The following is a 20,681-nucleotide window of genomic DNA, read 5'->3' on the forward strand; positions in this document are numbered from 1 at the left end:
TTCTCATAAAAGAGAGCTGTTTTCTCTTACCTTACTCTTCCTCAAAACCTTTGCGGGGAATAGGGATGTCTTTGCCGTCTACATCATCAATGACTGCACCAATCTCACCTTCCATATAGGCGTCACTCACCTGTTCATGAGTAGTGGCGAGTCCTTGGGAAAGCGGGTCATTACTTTGATAGTCGCTTGTATGGTAAATACTTCCGGCAACCTCATTACCTTTTTTCGGTTCATTTTTTTCCATTAGTAACACTCCTTTTTATGAAATCACTTCAGGAGTATTTTTTGTTTTTTTTTAAAGATTACTCTTAAAAAAAAATTACTTTGAAAGGGGCACTACATTATGAAGAAACGAAATGACTATCCATCAAGAGAAGAATTGGATCAAGCCTTTCATTTTTTGCACGATCAAATTAACAAGATTTCTGTAATAGAAGAAATGGAAATGAATAAAAAGGAGGAGGAGGGGCATCAAGAATAAGGTGAAGTTTTCATAACAAAGGATGGTAAGCATGGTTGTAAGGGAATCGCTGGCGAAAAAAATCGCCTGGATTAGCTTAATTAGTAATATAATCCTGACGGCAGGCAAGATCATTATTGGCTGGCTTGGAAATAGTGATGCCGTATTTGCCGATGGTATCCACTCCGCCGCCGATGTGGTCGCCTCGGTCATCGTTCTGTTGGTCATAAAAATATCCAATAAACCTGCTGATAAGGAGCATCCGTATGGCCATGGCAAGGCAGAGGTCATTGTATCAGGCGTCGTCGGCATCTTGCTCTTCCTCGTTTCCTTGTATGTTGTCTATGAAGGAATTGATGGATTCTTTCATGAAGTGGAGCTGCCGAGTTTACTGGCAGTGTGGGTGGCGTTATTCTCCTTTGTGTCAAAGGTTATTTTGTACCGAAGTTCTTTAGGGGTGGCGAAGCAGCATAACAGCAAGGCGATTGAAGCCATTGCCTTTGACCATAAAGCGGATATCGTTGCCTCTCTCGCCGCCGCTATAGGCGTCCTGCTGTCCATTTTGGGTGAAAAATTTGATGTCATGCTCCTGCTTTTTGGCGATAAGGTTGCCAGTATTTTTGTAGCCTACCTTATTTTTAAAATAGCTAAAGATATGCTGACAGAAGCGTTTGATATTTTGCTCGAACGGAATATTAACAATGAGACGCTTCAAGAATATATTGCTATTATCAATGACTTCCCTGAAGTGAAGCGGATTGACCGCATCCGCGCAAGAGAGCACGGGCATTATATTTTGGTGGATTTACGCATTTCGATTGATCATTTTAAAACCATCAAGGAAGGCCATGACCTTGCCAAGTCAATTAAAAGACGTTTGATGGACCAATTTGATAACATTGAAGAGGTGCTTACTCACTTAAACCCATATTTTCAGGAAGACACGTAATTTCCAAAAAATCCGGTTTGTACTTTCGAGTATTTGGGTTTATCATAGTAGTGGATATGCACGGCCGCCGCATGGATAGGTATTGCTTAATATAGCGGCCGACTTTATTTTAATTTCACATGCGTGAGAAAAGGAGTTGATATTGTTGAGTTATTCCATAGACCCGGACCCTAGTAGTCCCGGGGGAGTCAATCTAATTTTGGATTTGATCAATTGGTTCTGCACAAGAATATCAACTCTGTTAAAGGTGGTTGGCTTCCTCAATTAAACAGGTGGGGAGGTTTTGGCATGTTGGAGATTTTTAAAAGCACCGAAACTAGAAATCTTGAAAAAGTTGAAGCTATTTCAAAGGGCTGCTGGGTTAATATGTTTGCACCGACAGCTGAAGAAATCGCCAGAGTGTCCAATGATGCTCAGGTCGATATCGATATTATCAAAGACGCACTGGACGATGAAGAGCGACCAAGGATTGAGCGTGATGATGGCCGCGTTTATATCATCGTTGACTTTCCGTATATAGTCCGCGATGAAACAGGTCTTGACGTCTATGAAACGATTCCAATCGGAATTATCTTAACCGATGATTATATTATTACCGTTTCCTTAAAGGATTCGCCGATTATCGAGGAATTTCGAAAAAACCGGGTAAAGGAATTTTTTACGTTTAAAAAGACGCGCTTTGCCCTCCAATTATTATTTTTGATTTCATCTTATTATCTTCGATATTTAAAGCAAATTAATAAGAAAACAAATGATATCGAGCGTGTTGTTCATAAGTCCTTGAAGAATAAGGAGCTTTACGCCTTCTTGGCATTGGAAAAAAGCTTGGTTTATTTTACGACCTCGTTAAAATCAAATAAGGTCGTCATGGATAAAATTCTGCGGTTTAACTATGTAAGAATGTACGAGGAAGATAAGGACATTCTTGAAGACGTCATAATTGAAATCACTCAGGCAATCGAGATGGCGGAAACATATCACACCATTTTAACCGGGATGATGAACGCCTTCGCCTCGATTATTTCCAATAACCTGAATATCGTGATGAAGTTTTTAACCTCCATCACTATTATTCTATCGTTTCCGACGATGGTGTTCAGCCTGTACGGAATGAATGTCGAGTTGCCATTCCAGCACAGTCCGCATGCGTTTTTAATTGCGCTGGTAATTTGTAGTGTCTTGTCTTCTTTAACAGCCTTTATATTTTGGAAAAAGAGATATTTCTAGATTATTAGAATAGCCGCCCATTCAGAGAGGGCGGTTTTTTGATGCTATTTTCCTAATAATATATTCCCTTTTATTCGACAATTAACTGGAAAAGTAAAAATTTTCCCAACTTTTTGTGCTTGACTGCTGTTGGAATTTACAACATACATGTTACTTAATTCGGTAAATTTTGAAATTATCAGACAAAATTCTGTATGTCAGGGACCTTTTATTGTAAAATAAGAAAAAATAGACGAGCCTGGTGATAATATGGAATTTGGAGCAATGATCAAATACTATCGGACGCAAAGAGGCATCACCCAAGCGGAGCTGGCAAAGGGAATTTGTTCGGTGCCGCATTTAAGCAAGATCGAAAACAACTCAAAAGAAGCGAATGCCGAAACAATCTCCTTGTTGCTGGATCGTTTAAATGTCAACCTTGAGGAAATGGAAGAACAAGAGGAATACATTCAGGTTTTGTTGGGGGATCTCGGAGAAAAAATCAATTATTACTTAATCGATAAAATCGATGAAACGTATCGCAAGCTCCAAGAAATCGAACATATTATACCGTTTTCAAAACATATTTATACGTTTGAACTCTATAAATATCGATATCTATTATTTAAGGGCTATTTGGCCGAAGCTGAAAAACAAAAGGACTTATTATTTAAACAACGAATAAATTTTTCCCAACATGAAGAGTATTTATATAATTACTTTAATGCGGTATTTTTAATTATGAAGGGGCAGTATAAGGCAGCAGATGAAATTCTTGATACATTGAATGTTAATTCTAGTAATTATTCATCAAGTGCAGAGTTTTTTTACCACCGCTCTTTAGTAAAAGGTTCACTTGAACAATCAGGCCACGCCATTCACTTTGGGAAAATGGCACTGCAGCTATTTATGAATGAACATAATTTTTTTCGGATTCTACATACTTTAATGCTGTTGGGAATTAATTACACTCTATCAAACATTTATGAAGAAGCTGAGGAATGTTTCAGACATCTGATTCGCAATGCCGAATTGCTTAAGCAGGAAAAATTGCTTCCGCAAATTTATCACAATATGGGTTACCTGCAAAAAGAAAAGAATAAACCGAGAGAGGCATTAATTTATTTCCAAAAAAGCTTGGAACTCCAACCAATTAATAATCCTCATTATTTGGTTACTTTATATACGATTGGCGAAATCCAGTTTTCACTTAAAGAAATTGAAAAGGCCAAAGAGTGCTTTCAGGTAGTCAGTTCCTTAGCCAAGGAACTTGGTAGTAAAAAGTATCGTTTATTGGCAGAATTTTATTTAATTCATTTAGTAACGCCTGAGAAGGCGTTTAAATATCTATCCTCAAAGGTGATTCCATTTTTGGAAGAAACAAACGAACATTATAAAGACTTAACCGGTTTTTACAAAATGCTTTCAGATTTTTATACTGAACAAGGAATGTATCTGGAAGCAGTAAATTATTTAAATAAAATTACATAAAGGGGGAAAATATGATGAAAAAGGCTCTGATTGCGGTCTTTGCGTTGGGTTTGCTACTTTTTGCAGCTCCTGCCAATACCACACAGGATGTCACGGTAGCAAAAGAAACAACTGTTATTAATCATCCAATTTGGCCTCCGGTATGATTTATAACCATCCTCCTGAGAAATCAGGGGGTTTTATATTTTTATGGATAAATTTATTTCTCCTGTTACATATTATTTGGAAAAAGCAGGTGATGCATATGACAGAAAAGGAAAAAGATCCGCAATTTCAAAGTGGAGAAGACTTGGAGGAACTGGCGAAGGGCTATTATGGACTGGATCCGGAAATGAGTTTATTATCTGTAAGTTTTGCAACTACCGAAAATCCATATTTAAATGAGCATTACCAGGAAGATGCGAAGGAGAGTAAAGATTAAGCTGAATTTGGTTATACTATGGTGTGTTATGGCTGAGGCTAAAGGAGGAAATTCATGCAATCATTTGTGGTAAGTTTTCATCAAGAGGACAATGTTGATACGATGCAGATTCAAAAATTGAACCAGGAAGAGTTTGAAAATGCATCAGAAGGCGGCACCCGTCATCTCTTCGAACTAGATACCAATATCGGCTTTTTCGTATTCTTCGATGCAGAGGACATTGATGGCGATCTGTCTTATATGGTGGCGCAATATGAGGAGGACAGCGAGGAACCAAACGCTTACTATTCCTTTCAATTAAAGGATTTTTATGAATTTATGGCTCTCTACTTAAATGATCTTGACTATAATCAGGATGACGAGGGTGAGGAAGAGGAGTACGGCCCGATTCATCATCTAGCCCACCTGTTGTTCCATATCGCTGAAGAGGGCAAGGATTTGCAGGTTTAATTTTTTGAAAAGGACGCCTTTTGGGGCGTCCTTTGGATTGATTTGAAGTTTTTTTATGCCTAATGGAGGGACTAAGTTTACCCTTTTGATGTCTCTTTATTAACCGCAACCCGTGCATTTCCCATAAAGAAAATGGTGAGTGCCGCCAGCGCGATGGGAATCAGTGTTAGCATAAATGTAAATGTAATCGACTCAGACAACGCATGTATGATTTTATCTAAAATAAAATCTGGAATCTTTACCCGCTCGCTTTCTGTGAATATTTCTCGCGGGTCCCCCATTTTAAAGCCACTGCCTCCAGCACCAGCCATTCCTTTGAATGCCTCTTTTAGCTGATCTGTAAAAACATTATTTTGAATAGTACCGTAAATGGTTATCCCCAACGTCATTCCAAACGAGCGCAAAAACGAATTAGTGGAATTAGCTGTCCCTCGATATTGCGGCTCTAGGTTGTGAAGAGAGGCGGTCGGCAATAGTGAAAACGAGAAGCCGACTCCGAACCCAACTAGAATCATATACACCGTTAACAGCACGCGGGAGGTGTCCTCATTCATTGTTCCTAAAAAGTACATGCCCACCATATAGGAAACAATCGAAACAAACATTAAATTTCGGTATGACGTCTTAGTTAGGAATATCCCGCCAATCGAACTGCCAACTACGGATCCAAGCATCATTGGTGTTAAGATCAACCCGGCATTCTTGGCACTTCCGCCGTAAACTGCTTGAACAAAAATGGGAATAAACACCGTTAATATGATGAACGTGCCTCCATATAAGAATGCAAGGAGCTGTGAAGCTGCAAACAAGCGCCGTTTAAACAGCCATAGTGGAAGAATTGGTTCCTCTGCTTTAAATTCGGCAATAAAAAACACTACAAAAAACACAAAAAAGCTCACAAATAAACTAATAATCGGTACAGAGTCCCAAGCATACTCTTTGCCGCCAAGCTCCAAAGCGAACATTAAACTGACAACAGAAATAACAAGAGTGATTGCTCCAAGCCAATCAATTTTTTGTTTGGAGTGCTGTAACGACTCCTTGTAATAATAGCTGATTAAAAATATAGAAATTAGTCCAAGCGGTATATTCACATAAAAGATCCAATGCCAGCTAATATAATCAGTAATATATGCCCCTAATAGTGGTCCTAAGACGCTTGAAATACCAAAAACAGCACCAAGCAGGCCTGTCATTTTTCCGCGTTTCTCCGGGGGGAAAATATCAAAGACTATCGTAAAAGCAATTGGCATCAGTGCCCCGCCGCCAATCCCTTGAATCGCCCGGTAGATGCTTAACTGAACGATGGACTGTGCGATACCGCAAAAGGCAGAGCCTATTAGGAAAACAACTAAGCCAAAAATAAAGAAGCGCTTCCTTCCATACATATCAGAAAGCTTCCCGAATATCGGCATTCCCGCCATTACGGCGACCATATAGGCCGAAGTGACCCAAACAAATTTGTCAAAGCCTCCAAGGTCAGAAACAATGGTTGCCATTGCCGTTGCCACAATGGTATTGTCCATAGCCGCCATTAAGATGGCAAGTAATAAGCCGGTTACAACCAATTTAATAGTATTGTCCTGTTTAATCATTAAATAGCTCCTTCTAAATAAGGGTGTAAAACGTGTGCAGTTTGTGCCGGATTCCTCCTCCCAATTCATATTTTAATCGATTTCTACCATAAAATAACAGATGTTAATACAAAAAAAGAACCCCTTCATCAAAAAGGGGTTCTCAGATTGTCGAGAAAGGGTATATTTCTCGGCAATTTTTTATTTTAATGGAAATTGAATGGCCGATTTTATTAAAATTGCCCCTGCTAGGGGGCCTGTTGATTTCCGTTCCAGGTGCTTCGCTTTCCGCGGGCGGTTCGGGAAGCCTCCTCAGCGCGTTCCGCGCCTGCGGGGTCTCCCCTGTCCCGTACTCCCGCAGGAGTCTTCGCACCTTCCACTCCAATCAACAGGAGATAATCAACCTGAAGTATTGCAACACACCTTTTCCAACCTGAATAAATGTGCCGCAATCTTTTTCATGTTCTGGCAAGCTGCGGTTTGAAGCGCTTGCTCACTTGCTTTTTTTATTCCCCGCAACCGGCAGTAGCGAAGCCCATGCAGCTCTTTTGAGTCTGCGAAGCTTCGCTCAATTTTTTCCTTTCTAATTTATAAAGTTCTTATCCTGATTTAGATAAGCGATTTACTCTTATCTTTTCCTTGTACTCCTCCCAAACATGTCGTGTTACTACTTTGACCTTATTTTTTGAACGTGTGCATTCGGATAAAAATGGGCAGCTTTCACATTTTTTCGAATCAGATTTGTATTTATAAGGGGATCAGATGGACGGCCGTTATCATCACTATAAAATGGACGTACTTTTTCAAGAAGAAATGAAAAGTCTACATATTTATCAATTAAACGAAGAAGGTGATCATCCGGAACTAATTCATCAATAGACACAAATTCAAATTCACTTTGGCTAGACTCTTTAGGCTTAAACATTGAATTCACCACTTATTTTTAATAATTATTGGTTGAACTTCTTAACTTATTAATAACACCTGTTGATTTGCGCGGAAGGCACGAAGACTCCTGCGGGAGTACGGGGCAGTGGGAGACCCCGCAGGCGCTTGCGCCGAGGAGGCTCCCAGGCACGCCCGCGGAAAGCGAAGTGCCTGGAGCGCAAATCAACAGACATATCGAATTGATTAATATCATTATAACAAATTAACGCGGTGAATTGTTAAAGCGGTTATATAAAATAAAGGCTGTCGAAAGTTTCTCGACAGCCTGAGAACCCCTTCATCAAAAAGGGGTTCTAATAATTATATTGCCTACGCTTTTAATACATCGTGGTCAACGTAACGCTCGCCGTTGAGTTCGCTAATGACGTTGATGGCAACCTTTGCTCCGTCACCGGCTGTAATAATGGTATGCATGCTCACACCGGCAATTGTGCCTGCTGCCCAAACGCCGTCAACATTTGTTTTTCCGGATGCATCAACATCAAGAATGGTCTTCACTCTTGGCTCAGTACCTGGTTTAGTATTTAAGCCTGCTTTTTCAGCAAGATCGGCCAACATCCCGGTTGCAACGATCACATGCTTTGCTTGATATTCATTTCCGTCGGTTTCAACTTTGAAACCGTCATCGGTTTTGCTAATGTTTGTTACAGTAGCAACGGTAAATTCAGCACCAAATTTGCGGGCCTGCTCTTTACCAGTTTCCACAAGGTCCGGACCGGTTACTTCCTTTACACCATAATGATTTTCAATCCAGGCTCTTTTGGTTACGCTTTTATCATTATCAATCACTAAAGTGCTCTTACCAGCTTTTGCTGTAAAAATCGCTGCACTTGCCCCGGCAGGTCCGGCGCCCACAATCAATACATCAAACATTTGAAGACCTCCCAAATTATTCTTTTACAATAATTAGCATAGCCAAAACCGAAACGAATGTAAAATTTAATGCTTAATTTGGAATATTTGCAAATCGAAATATATTTCACTTGAAATGTACCCGGTTAACATATACTTTAAAATCAAAAGGAAAATGGGAGATTGCTATGATTGAGATTGAACCGCTTGGGGATACGGCGATCCGGGTTTATTTCGGCGATGAAATTAGTGAAACAACGCATAATCAAATTCTGCAGTTTACGGCCTGGCTTTCGATAGTAAAAATAGACGGAATTGTCGAATGGGTGCCGGCATATACAACAGTTGCCATTTATTATCGGCCTGAAGTTATTTCCTACGAAAAATTAACAGGTGTGGCTGCAAAGGTATTCGCCGCTTCCAGCGATTCACCTCAAAGAACACCAATCGTTTATGAAATACCTGTTTTATACGGCGGTGAAACGGGTGAGGACCTTTCCTATATTGCCAACTATCATCATTTAACTGAAAAAGAAGTCATTGCGCTTCACAGCGGACAGGAATACCTGATTTATATGATGGGTTTTGTTCCGGGCTTTCCGTATCTTGGAGGCCTGCCGGCTAAGCTTGCGGTTCCGAGGCTTGAACATCCTAGACCAAGTGTACTGGCGGGGGCAGTGGGAATTGGCGGAAACCAGACAGGGATTTACCCTTCTGACGTTCCGTCCGGCTGGAGAATTCTTGGCATCACGCCTGTTAAGTTATTCGATATCACAAAACAAACGCCAGTATTATTTGCTGCGGGAAATTACATCAAATTTTATCCGATTGATGGAGCTGAGTTTTCCAGGGTTAAGCAATTGACAGCGGAAAATAAATATAAGGTAAAAACATACTTGAAGGGAGAAGAGCAGCCTTGAAAGCTATCGATATAAATGCTGATTTGGGGGAAAGCTTTGGCGCGTTTAAGGTTGGCAATGACCAGGAGATTTTACAATATATATCTTCGGCCAATATTGCCTGCGGCTTTCATGCAGGTGACCATAATGTCATGTTTGAAACGGTGAGACTGGCCCAAAAGTATGGAGTCCGGATTGGCGCCCACCCTGGCCTGCCGGATTTGGCGGGATTTGGCCGCAGGGAAATGCAGCTTTCAGCCCAAGAAATTTACCACTTGATTGTTTATCAAATCGGAGCGCTGACTGCTGTTTGTAAAGCATGCGGAACCCGACTTTCCCATGTGAAGCCTCACGGGGCATTATATAATATGGCGGCAAAGAGTAAAGACTTGGCTGGGGCAATTGCCGATGCCGTAGCTGATGTGGATTCTTCATTGGTGTTATATGGACTTGCCGGCAGCGAACTGGTCAAGGAAGGGAAAAATGCAGGGCTCCTTGTTGCCGAAGAAGTGTTTGCCGATCGAACGTATCAGCCGGACGGCTCGTTAACCTCAAGGCAGGAAAAAAATGCAATGATTCATGATCCAGATATTGCAGCAAGAAGAATCATCCGTATGATTAAGGAAGGGAAAGTATCGGCTGTAAATGGATCGGATATTGAAATTCATGCCGATACAATCTGCGTTCATGGTGACGAACCGCAAGCCTTGGAATTCGTCAGGAACTTAAGGGCAGCACTTAAAAATAATGATATTTCAATCAGGGAAAGCTGGCGTTCCTAATGTCGACAGAAATTTTTAAAGTAATAAAGCCAGGATTGCAAACAACTGTCCAAGATTTAGGGAGATATGGTTACCAGCAATTCGGGATTAGTCCATCGGGAGCGATGGATCCTTATTCATTGCAAGTGGCAAATATTCTCGTTGGCAACCATCCGGGAGAAGCAGGGTTGGAAATTGCCTTTGTTGGTCCGGTGTTGAAGGCAAAGCGTGATATGGTCATCGCAATCTGTGGAGGAGATTTTTTTCCTCAGGTCGATGATCATGAGGTATCGCTGTGGAAAAGCTTTCTGCTAAAAAAAGGGCAGGTTCTTTCGGTCGGGGTCTGCAAAGCTGGAGCTAGAGCCTATATTGCTGTAGCCGGCGGTCTGGATGTTCCGGTTGTTTTGGGGAGTAAGTCGACATTTTTAAATGGCCGGTTCGGTGGTTTGGAGGGGCGCTCATTGCAAAAGGGGGACATTTTAAAAGGGAACCCGGTATTAAGGAAGCCACATAGAGCATTACATCCAAGCTTGATTCCTGAATATAACAGGAAACTGAGGCTTCGAGTTATTCTAGGGCCGCATCAGCATATGTTTACCGAAGAAAGTATCGGGAGGTTTCTAAACGGCGAATATGTAATAACACCACAATCCAACCGTATGGGCTATCAGCTTAACGGCCCAAAGCTTGAACATCTATCAGGCCCGGATATTATCTCCGATCCTGTTCCACTCGGTGGAATCCAAGTGCCGGCAAGCGGCCAGCCTATCATCCTCATGGCCGAGCGGCAAACCACAGGCGGCTATACTAGAATCGGCACCGTCATTTCAGCAGATATCCCTAAACTAGCCCAAGCGGTGCCTGACACCATTACGCAGTTCGCCACAGTGTCAATAGAGGAAGCACAAAGACTTTATTTGGAAAGGCAAATTTTAATTAAGTATTTGTCGCTTGCAACGGCAAAATAAAAAGAACCATCGCTTCCGTCCTGGGATTGATGGTTCTTGTGTTTGAAATGATACAAATGATCCTTTTTCGTTTTCGTCATCCGGGTTCTCATGTCTGAAAAAACAAACGGACTCCGCTTTGCTTCCGGATTCAGTTTTCCTTCGCGGGCAAGTTTTTCACGCAGCTTCTTGGCTTTTGATTTCGCCACTTTAATCACTCCTCCAATATTTGGTTAATAATACATTATATAGTATGTGTAGGAGTGTTGTAAACGAAATTAAGAGATTTCCTGAACTTTTGTATGCTGACTGTTTGTCGATTTTTCAGCAGCGGCTTTCTTTTTCGTATGCAGGAAGTAAAAAAGAACTGCCCCGATTAATACGTAGAATGTGCAAAGGAAATATAGCGTGCTATAGTCCATTTTCGCTGCCACCATACCTACAAAAAGTGATCCCACTGCAATGCCTATATCATAAATGGATAAAAAGGTCGCTGTTGCCAGACCACGTTTTCTTGGCTCGGCATTTTGGATTGCAATCGTTTGGAACGTTGGAAACAGCGTTCCCCAGCCCAAGCCAATTAAACCGGCAGAAACAAGGAACGTAACCGCTCCGCCGCTTTGACTCAAAGCAAACATGCCGATTGCAAACAGAATGATGCATGGATAGGAGATCACGTTAGCTCCATATTGATCAAGCCATTTTCCGGTAAACGGTCTTGAAATCAGGAGCACGACCGCATAAACAACAAAGAACAAGCTCGCAACATTCTCTACGTGAATTTCTACAGCATAGATGGATACAAATGATAGAAGTGCCGAATAGACGATGGCCAAAAAGCTGCCGACAATTGCAATTGGAACGGCGGATGCTTCAAATAAGCCGCGAATCGAGAAGCTTGAAAGCACTTCGATTTGATTATCTTGTTCCGGTTTTGCAATCTTGACGCTTAAACCAGTAAGCAGGGCCCCAATCGCTACCGCGATGCTTAGAATAAACATTGTTTTTGCGCCCCATTGTTGGATGGTCATCAAACCGACAAAGGGTCCCAACACCATGGCCATATTTGTTGATAAAACAAAGTATCCCATACCTTCACCTCGGCGGGCAGCAGGAATGATATCGGCTACAATGGCGCCTACAGCGGTGGTAGCCATCCCAAAGCCTATACCATGCAACAGTCGGATTGCCAAGAACCCAATTACTGTTTTTGGAATCAAGTATAGTGGCGCTGCTACGGCAAATAGAATCAGCGCTGTTAACAAAACTTTTTTGTTTCCAGCATGTTCAAGCCACTGGCCGGCAAGAGGGCGCGAGATGATGGCGGAGAGTAGAAAGATGGTTGTCATTAAACCTGCCTCGGTTGCGCTGGTATGAAGTTCATCCAATGCATAGCTTGGAAGGGTGACGAGCAAGATATAGAATGTTAAAAATAAGAAAAAGTTACTTGAAGAAACACTGATAAAATCCTTTGTCCATAATTTCGGTTTAGTCATTAGATGCACTCCTTTTTAGAAAAGTTGTTCCAGCCAGCCTTTTTGCAGTTGTAGCAGTTCTTTTTGTTTTTCTTCTGAAAGTCCGTTTAATAAAGCTTTATTTACTTCTTTTACGATTCGTTCCCACTCTGGATACCTCGCCAAAGCCTCGTCAGTCAATTCCACACGCTTTTCCCGTTTATCATGCTGCCCGGGCACCTGCTTCACATATCCTTGTTTGACAAGCCGTTGAATCGTTCTTGTCATTGGCGGGGCCTCAACAGCCAGATATTCTGACAATTCCTTTTGAGTCAAAGAGGATTTTTCTTTTAAAACAAAAATAACGGCCCATTGCGAACCGTACAAACCTGTTGGTTTTAGAGCTTCATTGAGTTTGTTGGTAAGACGGCGTGAAAGCTGGTGAAGGGTATGGAAGAGTTCGTGGCTATACATAATACACTCCAATTTTAAAATTAGTTACCTAGGTAACTATAATGGATATATTAAATATTGTCAAGAAACCCGCGGTAACTAAACGGCGGGTTTCCAGTAAATAAAAACTTATCTCAACACATTAAAATATCTTGCTTCCGGATGGGCAAAGACCATCGCAGAGACGGAGGCCTCCGGTTCCATCATGCAGCCATCGGTGAGATTAACGCCGATATTCCCCGGTTCAATTAATCTAAACAGCTTCTTCTGATCTTCTAAATCTGGACAGGCCGGATAACCGAACGAAAAGCGCTGGCCTTGATATTTAGCAGCAAACCGGTCTTGCATCGTAAACGTAAGCGGGTCCGGGAAGCCCCAGCGGTCGCGCATTTGCCGGTGAATCAACTCGGCCAAACCTTCGGCGCTTTCAAGCGCCAGTGATTGAAGCGCGTGGCTTTCCAAGAAGCGGCCCTCATTTTTCAATCCATCAGCAACTTCGCGTATTCCCCGCCCGGCCGTTACGGTAAAGAAACCGACATAATCCATCACGCCACTGTCAACAGGCTTTAAGAAGTCCGCCAAACAAAGATACGGGCTCGAATCCTGACGCGGGAAGTCAAATGTTTCAATAATCTGGCTGTGATTCTCCGGATTATAGATATGAATCTTATTCCCATCCGATTGCGCCGGGAAAAATTGATACACAGCTGCCGGTTTAATCCAGCCATTAGCGCTTGCATCCAATAATAACTGATCGACCATCTCTTTGACCTTCAAAGCCTTTTCATCTTTTTCGGCAATCAGCTTGGCAATTTTGCCCTTCACACCAAGATGGTGGCCCAGCAACATTTGCATATTGATATATGGTTCCACATGGGATAAGGAATACGATTTTAATACGTGCCGTTTTGTATCTTTCGGAACAAACACTGGCACCGTGGTCGAGACTGCCGGTTTTGGCTTGACGGCCACCGAGGCCGCCGACCTGATAGGCAAATCAAGCGGCACATCCACCTTAGCCAACTTTTCCTGTTTTTCGGCAATCAGCTTTTCAAGTTCCTCCGGGGATTGCAGCTGGTTTGCAAGACTTAAGCCATTCATCGCATCCTTTGCATATAGAACGAGGCCGTCATATTCCTTGGAAATTTTTGTATCAGTAAATTTCCGTGACAGGGCGGCACCGCCAACCATAATCGGCAGGTCGATTCCAGCTTCCTTCATATCCTGTGCGGTTAACACCATTTGCTGAGCGGACTTAACCAGCAGTCCAGACAGACCGACAATATCCGGTTTTTCCTCGCGAATGGCTTTAATCAGCTCCGCCGGAGTTACTTTAATCCCAAGGTCAATTACATTATAACCGTTGTTACTAAGGATAATGTCGACCAGATTTTTGCCGATATCATGGACATCGCCTTTAACGGTCGCAAGCAGTACCTTACCCTTAGAAGCAGACACGTCGCCTTTTTCCATAAACGGTTCCAAATAAGAAACCGCCGCTTTCATAACTTCGGCACTTTGCAGTACCTCGGCAACAATCAATTGGTTGTCATTAAATAACCGGCCGACTTCCTTCATCCCGTCCATTAACGGGCCATTGATAATATCGAGGGGGGCAGGATATTGCGCCAATGCTAATTCCAAATCAGGCTGCAGACCTTCCTTTGTACCTTCCACCACATAATAGGCAAGGCGTTCCTCAAGGGTCATATCCGTCCCGGTCACTTTCGCTTCCTTCTTTTTATCGCGATAAAAATTGGTAAACGTAGCTAAGGTTTCATCGGTTGTTTCAAACAGAAGGGCTTCTGCAAGTGCGACTTCTTCCTTGGAAATCGACGCAAATCGCTCGAGTTTTTCGGTATTAACAATCGCGTAATCGAGTCCTGCCTGTGTACAATGATATAGGAAAACAGAATTCAAAATTTCACGGCCAACCGGCGGCAGTCCAAAGGAAACATTACTGATTCCAAGAATCGTTTGCACGCCCGGCAGCTGTTCTTTAATCAACCGGATTCCTTCAACAGTCGCTTTAGCAGAACCGATGTATTGCTCATCCCCAGTTCCAACCGGAAAAACTAATGGGTCAAAAATCAGGTCCTGCGGTTTCAAACCATATTTATTGACTAACAGGTCATAGGAACGCTTGGCAATTTCCAATTTCTTTTCAGCCGTGACGCCCATTCCTTTTTCATCAATCGTTCCGACCACAACAGCAGCGCCGTATCGATGAATAAGAGGAACAACCGCTTCAAAGCGTTCTTCGCCATCCTCAAGGTTAATCGAGTTGATAATAGATTTTCCTTGCGAATATTTTAGCGCTTTTTCAATGACCTTATCATCGGTGGAGTCAATCACAAGCGGCACTTTGACCTTTTTGACGACTTCTTTAATGAAGTTTTCCATATCGATAAGCTCATCCCGGTCCGGGTCGGCAAGACAAATATCGATGACATGCGCACCGCCCTTCACCTGCGCCCGGGCGACTTCGGCTGCTTCTTCAAATTTCCCTTCCGCAATCAGGCGTTTAAATTTGCGGGATCCGATGACATTTGTCCGCTCGCCGACCATGATTGGCCGTAAAGTTGGATCGTCGTAAATGAACGGGTCAATCCCAGATACCATGTGCACAGGTTTAGCGGAAAATTCCCGCGGTTTAAATTCCTTCATCGCTTCAGAAATAGCGCGAATATGGTCAGGGGTTGTTCCGCAGCAGCCGCCGACAATATTGAGCCAGCCATGGGCAGCAAAATCAGCCAGCTTTTTCGCAAGGGTTTCCGGTGTTTCATGATAGTGCCCTTCCTCGTCCGGCAAGCCGGCATTTGGATAGCAACTGACCGCGGTCGAGGCAAGGCTCGCCAAGGTACGGACATGGTCCTGCATGAATTCCGGTCCGGTGGCGCAGTTCAAGCCGACTGCCACAGGATTCATATGCTCAACCGAAATGAAAAACGAATCAATCGTCTGGCCAGCAAGAGTGGTTCCCATTGGTTCAATCGTACCGGAGATAAACAACGGCAGTGTTTTGCCTGTTTTGGTAAAAGCATTTTGAATGCCGACGAAGCCTGCTTTGACATTTAGCATATCCTGGCTTGTTTCAAGCAGGAGCAGGTCAACTCCGCCGTCAATCAAACCAAGTGCTTGTTCTTCATATGATGCAGCAAGTGCGTCGAAGGTAGTGCCCCCGGTTACACTCAATGTTTTTGTCGTTGGTCCCATCGAACCGGCGACATAGCGGGGCCAATCATCAGTGGAGGCCTTCACCACTTCCGACACCGCGATCTGAGCTGCAATTTTATTAATTTCATAGGCTTTATACCCGAGCCCATATTCATCAAGGACAATGCTGGTAGCACCAAACGTATTGGTCTCGATGATATCAGCCCCGGCCTCTAAATATTCACGGTGAATGCCGGCAATAACCGAAGGGGCAGTTAGATTTAAATTTTCGTTGCAGCCGTCGTATTCCTCACCGCCAAAATCTTCTGGAGTAAGCTCGGCTCGCTGCAGCATGGTTCCCATTGCCCCGTCCATGACAAGGATGCGTTTTTTCAATTGTTCAGTAAATGGTGGTCTCGGCATAGCTGTTCCCCCTCAGTTCACGAGCACGCTGGTTGGCATAAAGTGCCAGTTCAGCGGTTAGCTCATAACGTAAAAATGGTGTAATGAAATAGATTCCGTTAAATAAATCCAGTGCTGTATCGACTAACGATTTCGTAATGGCGATTCCTTCCTGTGCCGCAAGAACAGGGTCGGACAATGACGCCATCCGGTCGCGAATAGAATCGGCAATTTTGATGCCAGGAACCTCATTATGAAGGAACTCGGCGTTTTTGCTGCTGGTCAGCGGCATCAGTCCAATATAAATGGGTGCATCCAGGTGTTTTGTCTGATCATGAATTTCCAGTAATTTTTCCTCTGAAAAAACAGGCTGCGAGATAAAGTAATCAGCACCGAAAGCTATCTTTTTCTCGAGGCGTTTTACTGCTTTTTCAAGCGACCGGACATTCGGGTTAAAGGCGGCAGCAATGCTGAACGCCGTTTTCTGCCCAAGGTCTTTTCCGGAAAAAGACAACCCTTCATTTAGCTGTTTGATCATTTGAATCAGTTCAAACGAGGAAACATCATAAACGGAAGAGGCTCCAGGGAAGTCGCCGACACGGGCCGGATCGCCGGTAATGGCCAATACATCATGCATGCCAAGCGTATGCAGCCCCATTAAGTGTGATTGCAGGCCGATCATGTTACGGTCGCGGCAGGCAATATGAATTAATGGCCTCATTTCTAATTCTGATTTTAACAGATACCCTAATGATTCATTAGAAATCCTGACTGTCGCAAGCGAATTATCGGCTAACGTAATCGCATCGATTCCTGCTTCCTTCAAAGCTCGAGCGCCTTCGAAAAACTTGGTCGTGTTCAGTTTTCTTGGCGGGTCTAATTCGACAATAACAGATGGTCTTTCCTTGACAATATCCTGAAGAGGAGCGTAGTCCCTATCAACACTTTGCTCTTCAACAATAATGTTTTTCGTCTTTAATTTTACTACTTTTTCTGTAATTGGGGCAGTTTCTTTCAATGCAGAGGAAAACGCACGAATGTGTTCCGGTGTCGTTCCGCAACAGCCCCCTAAAAGCCGGACGCCCTGTTGGCGAAACTCGTGTGCTGACCTGCGAAAGTATTCCGCATCCCCATCATAATGAAACTTTCCATCGGTATAGGAGGGAAGGCTGGCATTCGGATAAGCAGAAAGAAATGCGTGCTTTGGCAATTCAATTTGTTCAAGGGCAAGCAGCATATGGTGCGGGCCAAGTCGGCAATTGAGGCCGACGACATCGGCACCAAGGGTCTCCAACCTTTTTAACGCCTCGTTAACAGGTGTTTGATCTTGCAAATTACCAGGTTCCTGAAGGGAAACTTGGGCAATGATCGGCAACTTTGTTTCCTTTCGGGCAATCGACAGCACCGTCTCAAGCTCTTCAAGGTCATAAAATGTCTCTAGCAACAGCCCATCGACCTCTTCTAATAACAGACAATAAAGCTGTTCGCGAAAGCTCCGTTTAATTTCTTCTATAGGAATAGAGTTTGGTTTAATGCCGCGGTTGCCGCCCATTGTCCCGAGAACAAAGGCGGCATTTCCGGCAGCCTTTTTTGCATTACGGACAGCGGCACTATTAATGTCCTTCACTGAATCCTCCAAACCATAACGCCCAAGCTTCAAGTAATTAGCGGCGTAGGTGTTGGTTTGGATAATATCCGCCCCGGCAGCTATATAGGCCTGGTGGATATGTTGAATCTGATCGGGATGAGATAAATTCAATTCCTCAAAGCAGGAATCCGTCCCATATGAATAAAGGAGCGTTCCCATGGCGCCATCGGCAATTAAGATTTGGTTATGCAATTTTTCTAAAAGGCTCATGGTCATTCTCCTTGAAGTAGTACTAAGTTCTTCTGTTGTAATTTTTCAAAAGCCTGGGAGAAATCCTTGATTAAATCATCGGGATTTTCCAGTCCAACGGATAACCGAAGCAGGCTGTTTTTGATGCCGCGCTTTTCCCGTTCGGCTGGCGGCATCGCCGCATGCGACATTTTCGCCGGATACGATAAAATCGACTCTACTGCGCCAAGACTTACGGCAAAGACCGGTATCTTCACCTCTGATACAAAGGTACGGACCGCATCCTCGTTTGCCAGTTCAAAGGAAAGTACGGCTCCTGCCCCGCTTGCCTGGGCGGCTTGCAATTCACGCTGAGGATGATGTTCCAAAGCCGGGTAATAGACTTTTTCTACAAGGTGATGTGATTCTAAAAATCTTGCAATCTTTAATGTGGATTCTTGTGACTGTTTCAAACGGACATGAAGCGTCTTTAGGCCTCTTAACACGAGCCAGGCATCCTGAACGCCAAGAATCGCGCCAAAGGAATTTTGCAAAAAGTAAAGCTGTTTCGCCAAGTCCTCATCCTTCACTACGGCAAGACCGGCGACGACATCACTATGACCCGATAAAAACTTGGTTGCACTGTGAAGCACGACATCCGCGCCAAGCTCCAACGGCTTTTGAAGCGCGGGCGTCAGAAACGTGTTATCGACAAACGTAAGCGCCCCTATTTCTTTCGCCATTTGGCTGATTGCTCTAATATCCGTGACTTTCAATAAAGGATTGGAAGGCGTCTCGACATAAAAAGCTTTTGTATTTTGGCGGATAGCCTGTTTTACCTGTTCCAGGTCAGTCATATCGACAAAAGTATGTTGGATTCCTAATCTTGACAGCACTTGGGTAACCATCCGGAACGTTCCGCCATAAACATCCTCCGTGATGACAATGTGATCACCTGAAGAAAGCAGTAGGAAAGCAGTTGAAATGGCTGCCATTCCTGAGGAAAAAGCAAAGCCTTTCACGCCGCCTTCCAGTTCGGCAATGACATCTTCGAGTGCTTCCCTCGTCGGATTTAAGCTCCGTGCATAATCGTATTTTCCAAACTGGTCGATATCAAATTGATGAAAGGTGGAAGCATGCTGAATTGGCACACTGACAGCCCCAGTCGCGGCATCTATCTTATGGCGATTATGAAGCAGCCTCGTTTCAAAACTATATTTCTCGTAATCCATTATACTCTCACTCCTTCATGAATATTGGCAAACGCCTGCTGGAGGTCTGCCACTAAATCCTCTGCATCCTCAATTCCCACGGAAAAACGCAATAGTCGATTGCACACGCCTTTTTCAATCCGGACTTCCTCAGGAATATCGGCATGTGTCTGTGTGGCCGGATACGTAATAAAGCTTTCGGTGCCGCCAAGGCTTTCTGCAAAGGAAATCAGCTTTAAGTTCTGCAGGAACGGATTTACCCAGGTTTCGTCTTTGACACGGAAGGAAACCATCCCGCCGCGGCCTGGATATAAAACGTCAGTAACTGACTCGTGCTGTGATAGATATTCAACGATGGCCTTTGCATTTTTTTCATGTCGTTCCAAACGGAGTGATAAAGTCTTCATACCGCGCATCAGCAGCCAAGAGTCGAATGGGCTTAATACAGCACCTGCGCCATTATGGTAAAGAGCCAAATCTTCACAAAGTTCCTTGCCTTTGGCGATAATTAGTCCGGCAAGAACATCATTATGGCCGCCCAGATACTTGGTGGCGCTATGAATAACGATATCTGCACCCTGCTGAATCGGCTGCTGCAACAGAGGTGTGTAGAACGTATTGTCGACAATCAGCAGAATCCCATGTTTTTTGGCAATCTCGGCAACTGCAGCAATATCCGATTCCTGCATGAGGGGATTAGTCGGGGTCTCCAGAAAAATGGCTTTTGTTTGCGGGGTGATCCTCCGTTCAATCTCCTCCGGAATACAGGTATTTACATATTGGGTTGTTAAGCCGTATTTTCTATAGCCTTTTTCGAGAAGGCGGTACGTGCCGCCATATAAATCTTCACTGACCAGCCATTCATCCCCTGATTGGAATAAAGAAAGCACCGTCATTATTGCCGCCATACCAGAGCTGCAGGCAAAGCCTTGGTCGCCACCCTCCAGTTCAGCAATTGTTTTTTCAAGGAGCTGGCGCGTCGGGTTCCCCGTCCTTGAATAGTCAAATCCGGTGGACTGCCCAATTCCTTCATGCCGATAGGCTGTTGAAAAATAAACCGGCGGATTCACTGTCCCTGTTGCAGTTTCACTGCGATTTCCAATTTGGGCAAGTTTTGTATCAATTTTGTACATGACGCACACTCCTTGTGTAGGTATAAATCGCTTTTAGGCTTTAATGTATTTTGGTGTTAAAATCTGCAAATAAAATAAAAAAGCCTTCTATAAGAAGA

21 protein-coding genes and 1 pseudogene are annotated in these 20,681 nt (G+C 43.5%); 10 read left to right on the plus strand and 12 right to left on the minus strand.

Annotated features, from left to right (window positions below):
• Positions 1-31: 31 nt before the first annotated feature.
• A complete protein-coding gene (locus M3234_RS13300) occupies positions 32-244 on the minus strand; it encodes a YozQ family protein (protein ID WP_262305175.1) in 213 nt (70 codons plus the stop codon).
• 99 nt (positions 245-343) lie between these two features.
• Here M3234_RS13300 and M3234_RS13305 point away from each other — a divergent pair, with 99 nt between their 5' ends.
• The 7 genes from M3234_RS13305 to M3234_RS13330 all read left to right on the plus strand — a co-directional run bounded on the left by M3234_RS13305 (position 344) and on the right by M3234_RS13330 (position 4,977).
• The gene (locus M3234_RS13305) at positions 344-481 is read left to right on the plus strand and encodes a hypothetical protein (protein WP_262305176.1); all 138 of its coding nucleotides are present in this window, start codon (positions 344-346) and stop codon (positions 479-481) included.
• A 31-nt stretch (positions 482-512) separates the two neighbouring features.
• Positions 513-1,409 carry a cation diffusion facilitator family transporter gene (locus tag M3234_RS13310; protein WP_262305177.1) on the plus strand — a complete coding sequence of 299 codons (897 nt, stop codon included), beginning with the start codon at positions 513-515 and terminating at the stop codon, positions 1,407-1,409.
• Positions 1,410-1,697: 288 nt separating this feature from the next.
• Positions 1,698-2,636, plus strand: a complete 939-nt coding sequence (locus M3234_RS13315) for a magnesium transporter CorA family protein (protein ID WP_262305178.1) — start codon at positions 1,698-1,700, stop codon at positions 2,634-2,636.
• A 264-nt stretch (positions 2,637-2,900) separates the two neighbouring features.
• Positions 2,901-4,106, plus strand: coding sequence for a helix-turn-helix domain-containing protein (locus M3234_RS13320; protein WP_262305179.1), 1,206 nt, complete (start codon positions 2,901-2,903; stop codon positions 4,104-4,106).
• Between the two features lie 11 nt (positions 4,107-4,117).
• A complete protein-coding gene (locus tag M3234_RS29300) occupies positions 4,118-4,252 on the plus strand; it encodes a hypothetical protein (RefSeq protein ID WP_285858443.1) in 135 nt (44 codons plus the stop codon).
• Between the two features lie 98 nt (positions 4,253-4,350).
• A complete protein-coding gene (locus tag M3234_RS13325) occupies positions 4,351-4,527 on the plus strand; it encodes a hypothetical protein (RefSeq protein WP_262305180.1) in 177 nt (58 codons plus the stop codon).
• A gap of 54 nt (positions 4,528-4,581) precedes the next feature.
• Positions 4,582-4,977: a cytosolic protein gene (locus M3234_RS13330; protein ID WP_262305181.1), complete on the plus strand. Its 396-nt coding sequence runs from the start codon at positions 4,582-4,584 to the stop codon at positions 4,975-4,977.
• A 77-nt stretch (positions 4,978-5,054) separates the two neighbouring features.
• On the opposite strand, the gene M3234_RS13335 is transcribed toward M3234_RS13330, so the two are convergent.
• From M3234_RS13335 to M3234_RS13350, 4 genes and pseudogenes are all read right to left on the minus strand, one after another.
• A complete protein-coding gene (locus tag M3234_RS13335) occupies positions 5,055-6,572 on the minus strand; it encodes an MDR family MFS transporter (RefSeq protein WP_262305182.1) in 1,518 nt (505 codons plus the stop codon).
• A gap of 378 nt (positions 6,573-6,950) precedes the next feature.
• Positions 6,951-7,300, minus strand: a pseudogene (locus M3234_RS13340) (transposase); the annotation flags it as partial.
• Entirely contained in the window at positions 7,219-7,476 is a 258-nt protein-coding gene (locus M3234_RS13345; RefSeq protein ID WP_262305183.1) for a transposase, read from the minus strand. The gene M3234_RS13345 and the pseudogene M3234_RS13340, both read right to left, overlap by 82 nt.
• 332 nt (positions 7,477-7,808) lie before the next feature.
• Positions 7,809-8,372, minus strand: a complete 564-nt coding sequence (locus M3234_RS13350; RefSeq protein WP_262305184.1) for an FAD-dependent oxidoreductase — start codon at positions 8,370-8,372, stop codon at positions 7,809-7,811.
• A gap of 167 nt (positions 8,373-8,539) precedes the next feature.
• Between M3234_RS13350 and pxpB the strand changes: the two genes are divergently transcribed.
• The 3 genes from pxpB to M3234_RS13365 are packed head-to-tail and all read left to right on the plus strand — an operon-like array spanning position 8,540 to position 10,979.
• Positions 8,540-9,271, plus strand: coding sequence for a 5-oxoprolinase subunit PxpB (pxpB, locus tag M3234_RS13355; RefSeq protein ID WP_262305185.1), 732 nt, complete (start codon positions 8,540-8,542; stop codon positions 9,269-9,271).
• On the plus strand, positions 9,268-10,032 hold the full coding sequence (locus tag M3234_RS13360; RefSeq protein ID WP_262305186.1) for a LamB/YcsF family protein: 765 nt from the start codon (positions 9,268-9,270) through the stop codon (positions 10,030-10,032). Before pxpB ends, M3234_RS13360 begins: the two co-directional genes overlap by 4 nt.
• Positions 10,032-10,979 carry a 5-oxoprolinase subunit C family protein gene (locus M3234_RS13365; protein ID WP_262305187.1) on the plus strand — a complete coding sequence of 316 codons (948 nt, stop codon included), beginning with the start codon at positions 10,032-10,034 and terminating at the stop codon, positions 10,977-10,979. Before M3234_RS13360 ends, M3234_RS13365 begins: the two co-directional genes overlap by 1 nt.
• On the opposite strand, the gene M3234_RS13370 is transcribed toward M3234_RS13365, so the two are convergent.
• From M3234_RS13370 to M3234_RS13400, 7 genes are all read right to left on the minus strand, one after another.
• The gene (locus tag M3234_RS13370; RefSeq protein WP_262305188.1) at positions 10,925-11,167 is read right to left on the minus strand and encodes a hypothetical protein; all 243 of its coding nucleotides are present in this window, start codon (positions 11,165-11,167) and stop codon (positions 10,925-10,927) included. The two genes, M3234_RS13365 and M3234_RS13370, sit on opposite strands and share 55 nt — an antisense overlap.
• Positions 11,168-11,236: 69 nt before the next feature.
• A complete protein-coding gene (locus M3234_RS13375) occupies positions 11,237-12,454 on the minus strand; it encodes an MFS transporter (protein ID WP_262305189.1) in 1,218 nt (405 codons plus the stop codon).
• A gap of 15 nt (positions 12,455-12,469) precedes the next feature.
• On the minus strand, positions 12,470-12,886 hold the full coding sequence (locus M3234_RS13380; RefSeq protein WP_066314138.1) for a MarR family winged helix-turn-helix transcriptional regulator: 417 nt from the start codon (positions 12,884-12,886) through the stop codon (positions 12,470-12,472).
• A gap of 108 nt (positions 12,887-12,994) precedes the next feature.
• The gene (metH, locus tag M3234_RS13385; RefSeq protein ID WP_262305190.1) at positions 12,995-16,444 is read right to left on the minus strand and encodes a methionine synthase; all 3,450 of its coding nucleotides are present in this window, start codon (positions 16,442-16,444) and stop codon (positions 12,995-12,997) included.
• Positions 16,422-18,281 (minus strand): bifunctional homocysteine S-methyltransferase/methylenetetrahydrofolate reductase, encoded by a 1,860-nt coding sequence (locus M3234_RS13390; protein WP_262305191.1) that lies wholly within the window; start codon positions 18,279-18,281, stop codon positions 16,422-16,424. The genes metH and M3234_RS13390 overlap by 23 nt, the downstream gene beginning before the upstream one ends.
• Positions 18,282-18,283: 2 nt before the next feature.
• A complete protein-coding gene (gene metC / locus M3234_RS13395; protein ID WP_262305192.1) occupies positions 18,284-19,471 on the minus strand; it encodes a cystathionine beta-lyase in 1,188 nt (395 codons plus the stop codon).
• Positions 19,471-20,583, minus strand: a complete 1,113-nt coding sequence (locus M3234_RS13400; RefSeq protein ID WP_262305193.1) for a methionine biosynthesis PLP-dependent protein — start codon at positions 20,581-20,583, stop codon at positions 19,471-19,473. The genes metC and M3234_RS13400 overlap by 1 nt, the downstream gene beginning before the upstream one ends.
• Positions 20,584-20,681 lie beyond the last annotated feature (98 nt).

It is taken from the genome of Neobacillus niacini, assembly GCF_023715785.1.
GTDB lineage: Bacteria > Bacillota > Bacilli > Bacillales > Cytobacillaceae > Neobacillus > Neobacillus niacini_E.

Bases quoted from the DNA above. Each gene is read 5' to 3' on its own strand.
- M3234_RS13300 (WP_262305175.1), bottom strand. From the start codon at position 244: ATGGAAAAAAATGAACCGAAAAAAGGTAATGAGGTTGCCGGAAGTATT.
- M3234_RS13305 (WP_262305176.1), top strand. From the start codon at position 344: ATGAAGAAACGAAATGACTATCCATCAAGAGAAGAATTGGATCAAGCC.
- M3234_RS13310 (WP_262305177.1), top strand. From the start codon at position 513: ATGGTTGTAAGGGAATCGCTGGCGAAAAAAATCGCCTGGATTAGCTTA.
- M3234_RS13315 (WP_262305178.1), top strand. From the start codon at position 1,698: ATGTTGGAGATTTTTAAAAGCACCGAAACTAGAAATCTTGAAAAAGTT.
- M3234_RS13320 (WP_262305179.1), top strand. From the start codon at position 2,901: ATGATCAAATACTATCGGACGCAAAGAGGCATCACCCAAGCGGAGCTG.
- M3234_RS29300 (WP_285858443.1), top strand. From the start codon at position 4,118: ATGATGAAAAAGGCTCTGATTGCGGTCTTTGCGTTGGGTTTGCTACTT.
- M3234_RS13325 (WP_262305180.1), top strand. From the start codon at position 4,351: ATGACAGAAAAGGAAAAAGATCCGCAATTTCAAAGTGGAGAAGACTTG.
- M3234_RS13330 (WP_262305181.1), top strand. From the start codon at position 4,582: ATGCAATCATTTGTGGTAAGTTTTCATCAAGAGGACAATGTTGATACG.
- M3234_RS13335 (WP_262305182.1), bottom strand. From the start codon at position 6,572: ATGATTAAACAGGACAATACTATTAAATTGGTTGTAACCGGCTTATTA.
- M3234_RS13345 (WP_262305183.1), bottom strand. From the start codon at position 7,476: ATGTTTAAGCCTAAAGAGTCTAGCCAAAGTGAATTTGAATTTGTGTCT.
- M3234_RS13350 (WP_262305184.1), bottom strand. From the start codon at position 8,372: ATGTTTGATGTATTGATTGTGGGCGCCGGACCTGCCGGGGCAAGTGCA.
- pxpB (WP_262305185.1), top strand. From the start codon at position 8,540: ATGATTGAGATTGAACCGCTTGGGGATACGGCGATCCGGGTTTATTTC.
- M3234_RS13365 (WP_262305187.1), top strand. From the start codon at position 10,032: ATGTCGACAGAAATTTTTAAAGTAATAAAGCCAGGATTGCAAACAACT.
- M3234_RS13375 (WP_262305189.1), bottom strand. From the start codon at position 12,454: ATGACTAAACCGAAATTATGGACAAAGGATTTTATCAGTGTTTCTTCA.
- M3234_RS13380 (WP_066314138.1), bottom strand. From the start codon at position 12,886: ATGTATAGCCACGAACTCTTCCATACCCTTCACCAGCTTTCACGCCGT.
- metH (WP_262305190.1), bottom strand. From the start codon at position 16,444: ATGCCGAGACCACCATTTACTGAACAATTGAAAAAACGCATCCTTGTC.
- M3234_RS13390 (WP_262305191.1), bottom strand. From the start codon at position 18,281: ATGAGCCTTTTAGAAAAATTGCATAACCAAATCTTAATTGCCGATGGC.
- metC (WP_262305192.1), bottom strand. From the start codon at position 19,471: ATGGATTACGAGAAATATAGTTTTGAAACGAGGCTGCTTCATAATCGC.
- M3234_RS13400 (WP_262305193.1), bottom strand. From the start codon at position 20,583: ATGTACAAAATTGATACAAAACTTGCCCAAATTGGAAATCGCAGTGAA.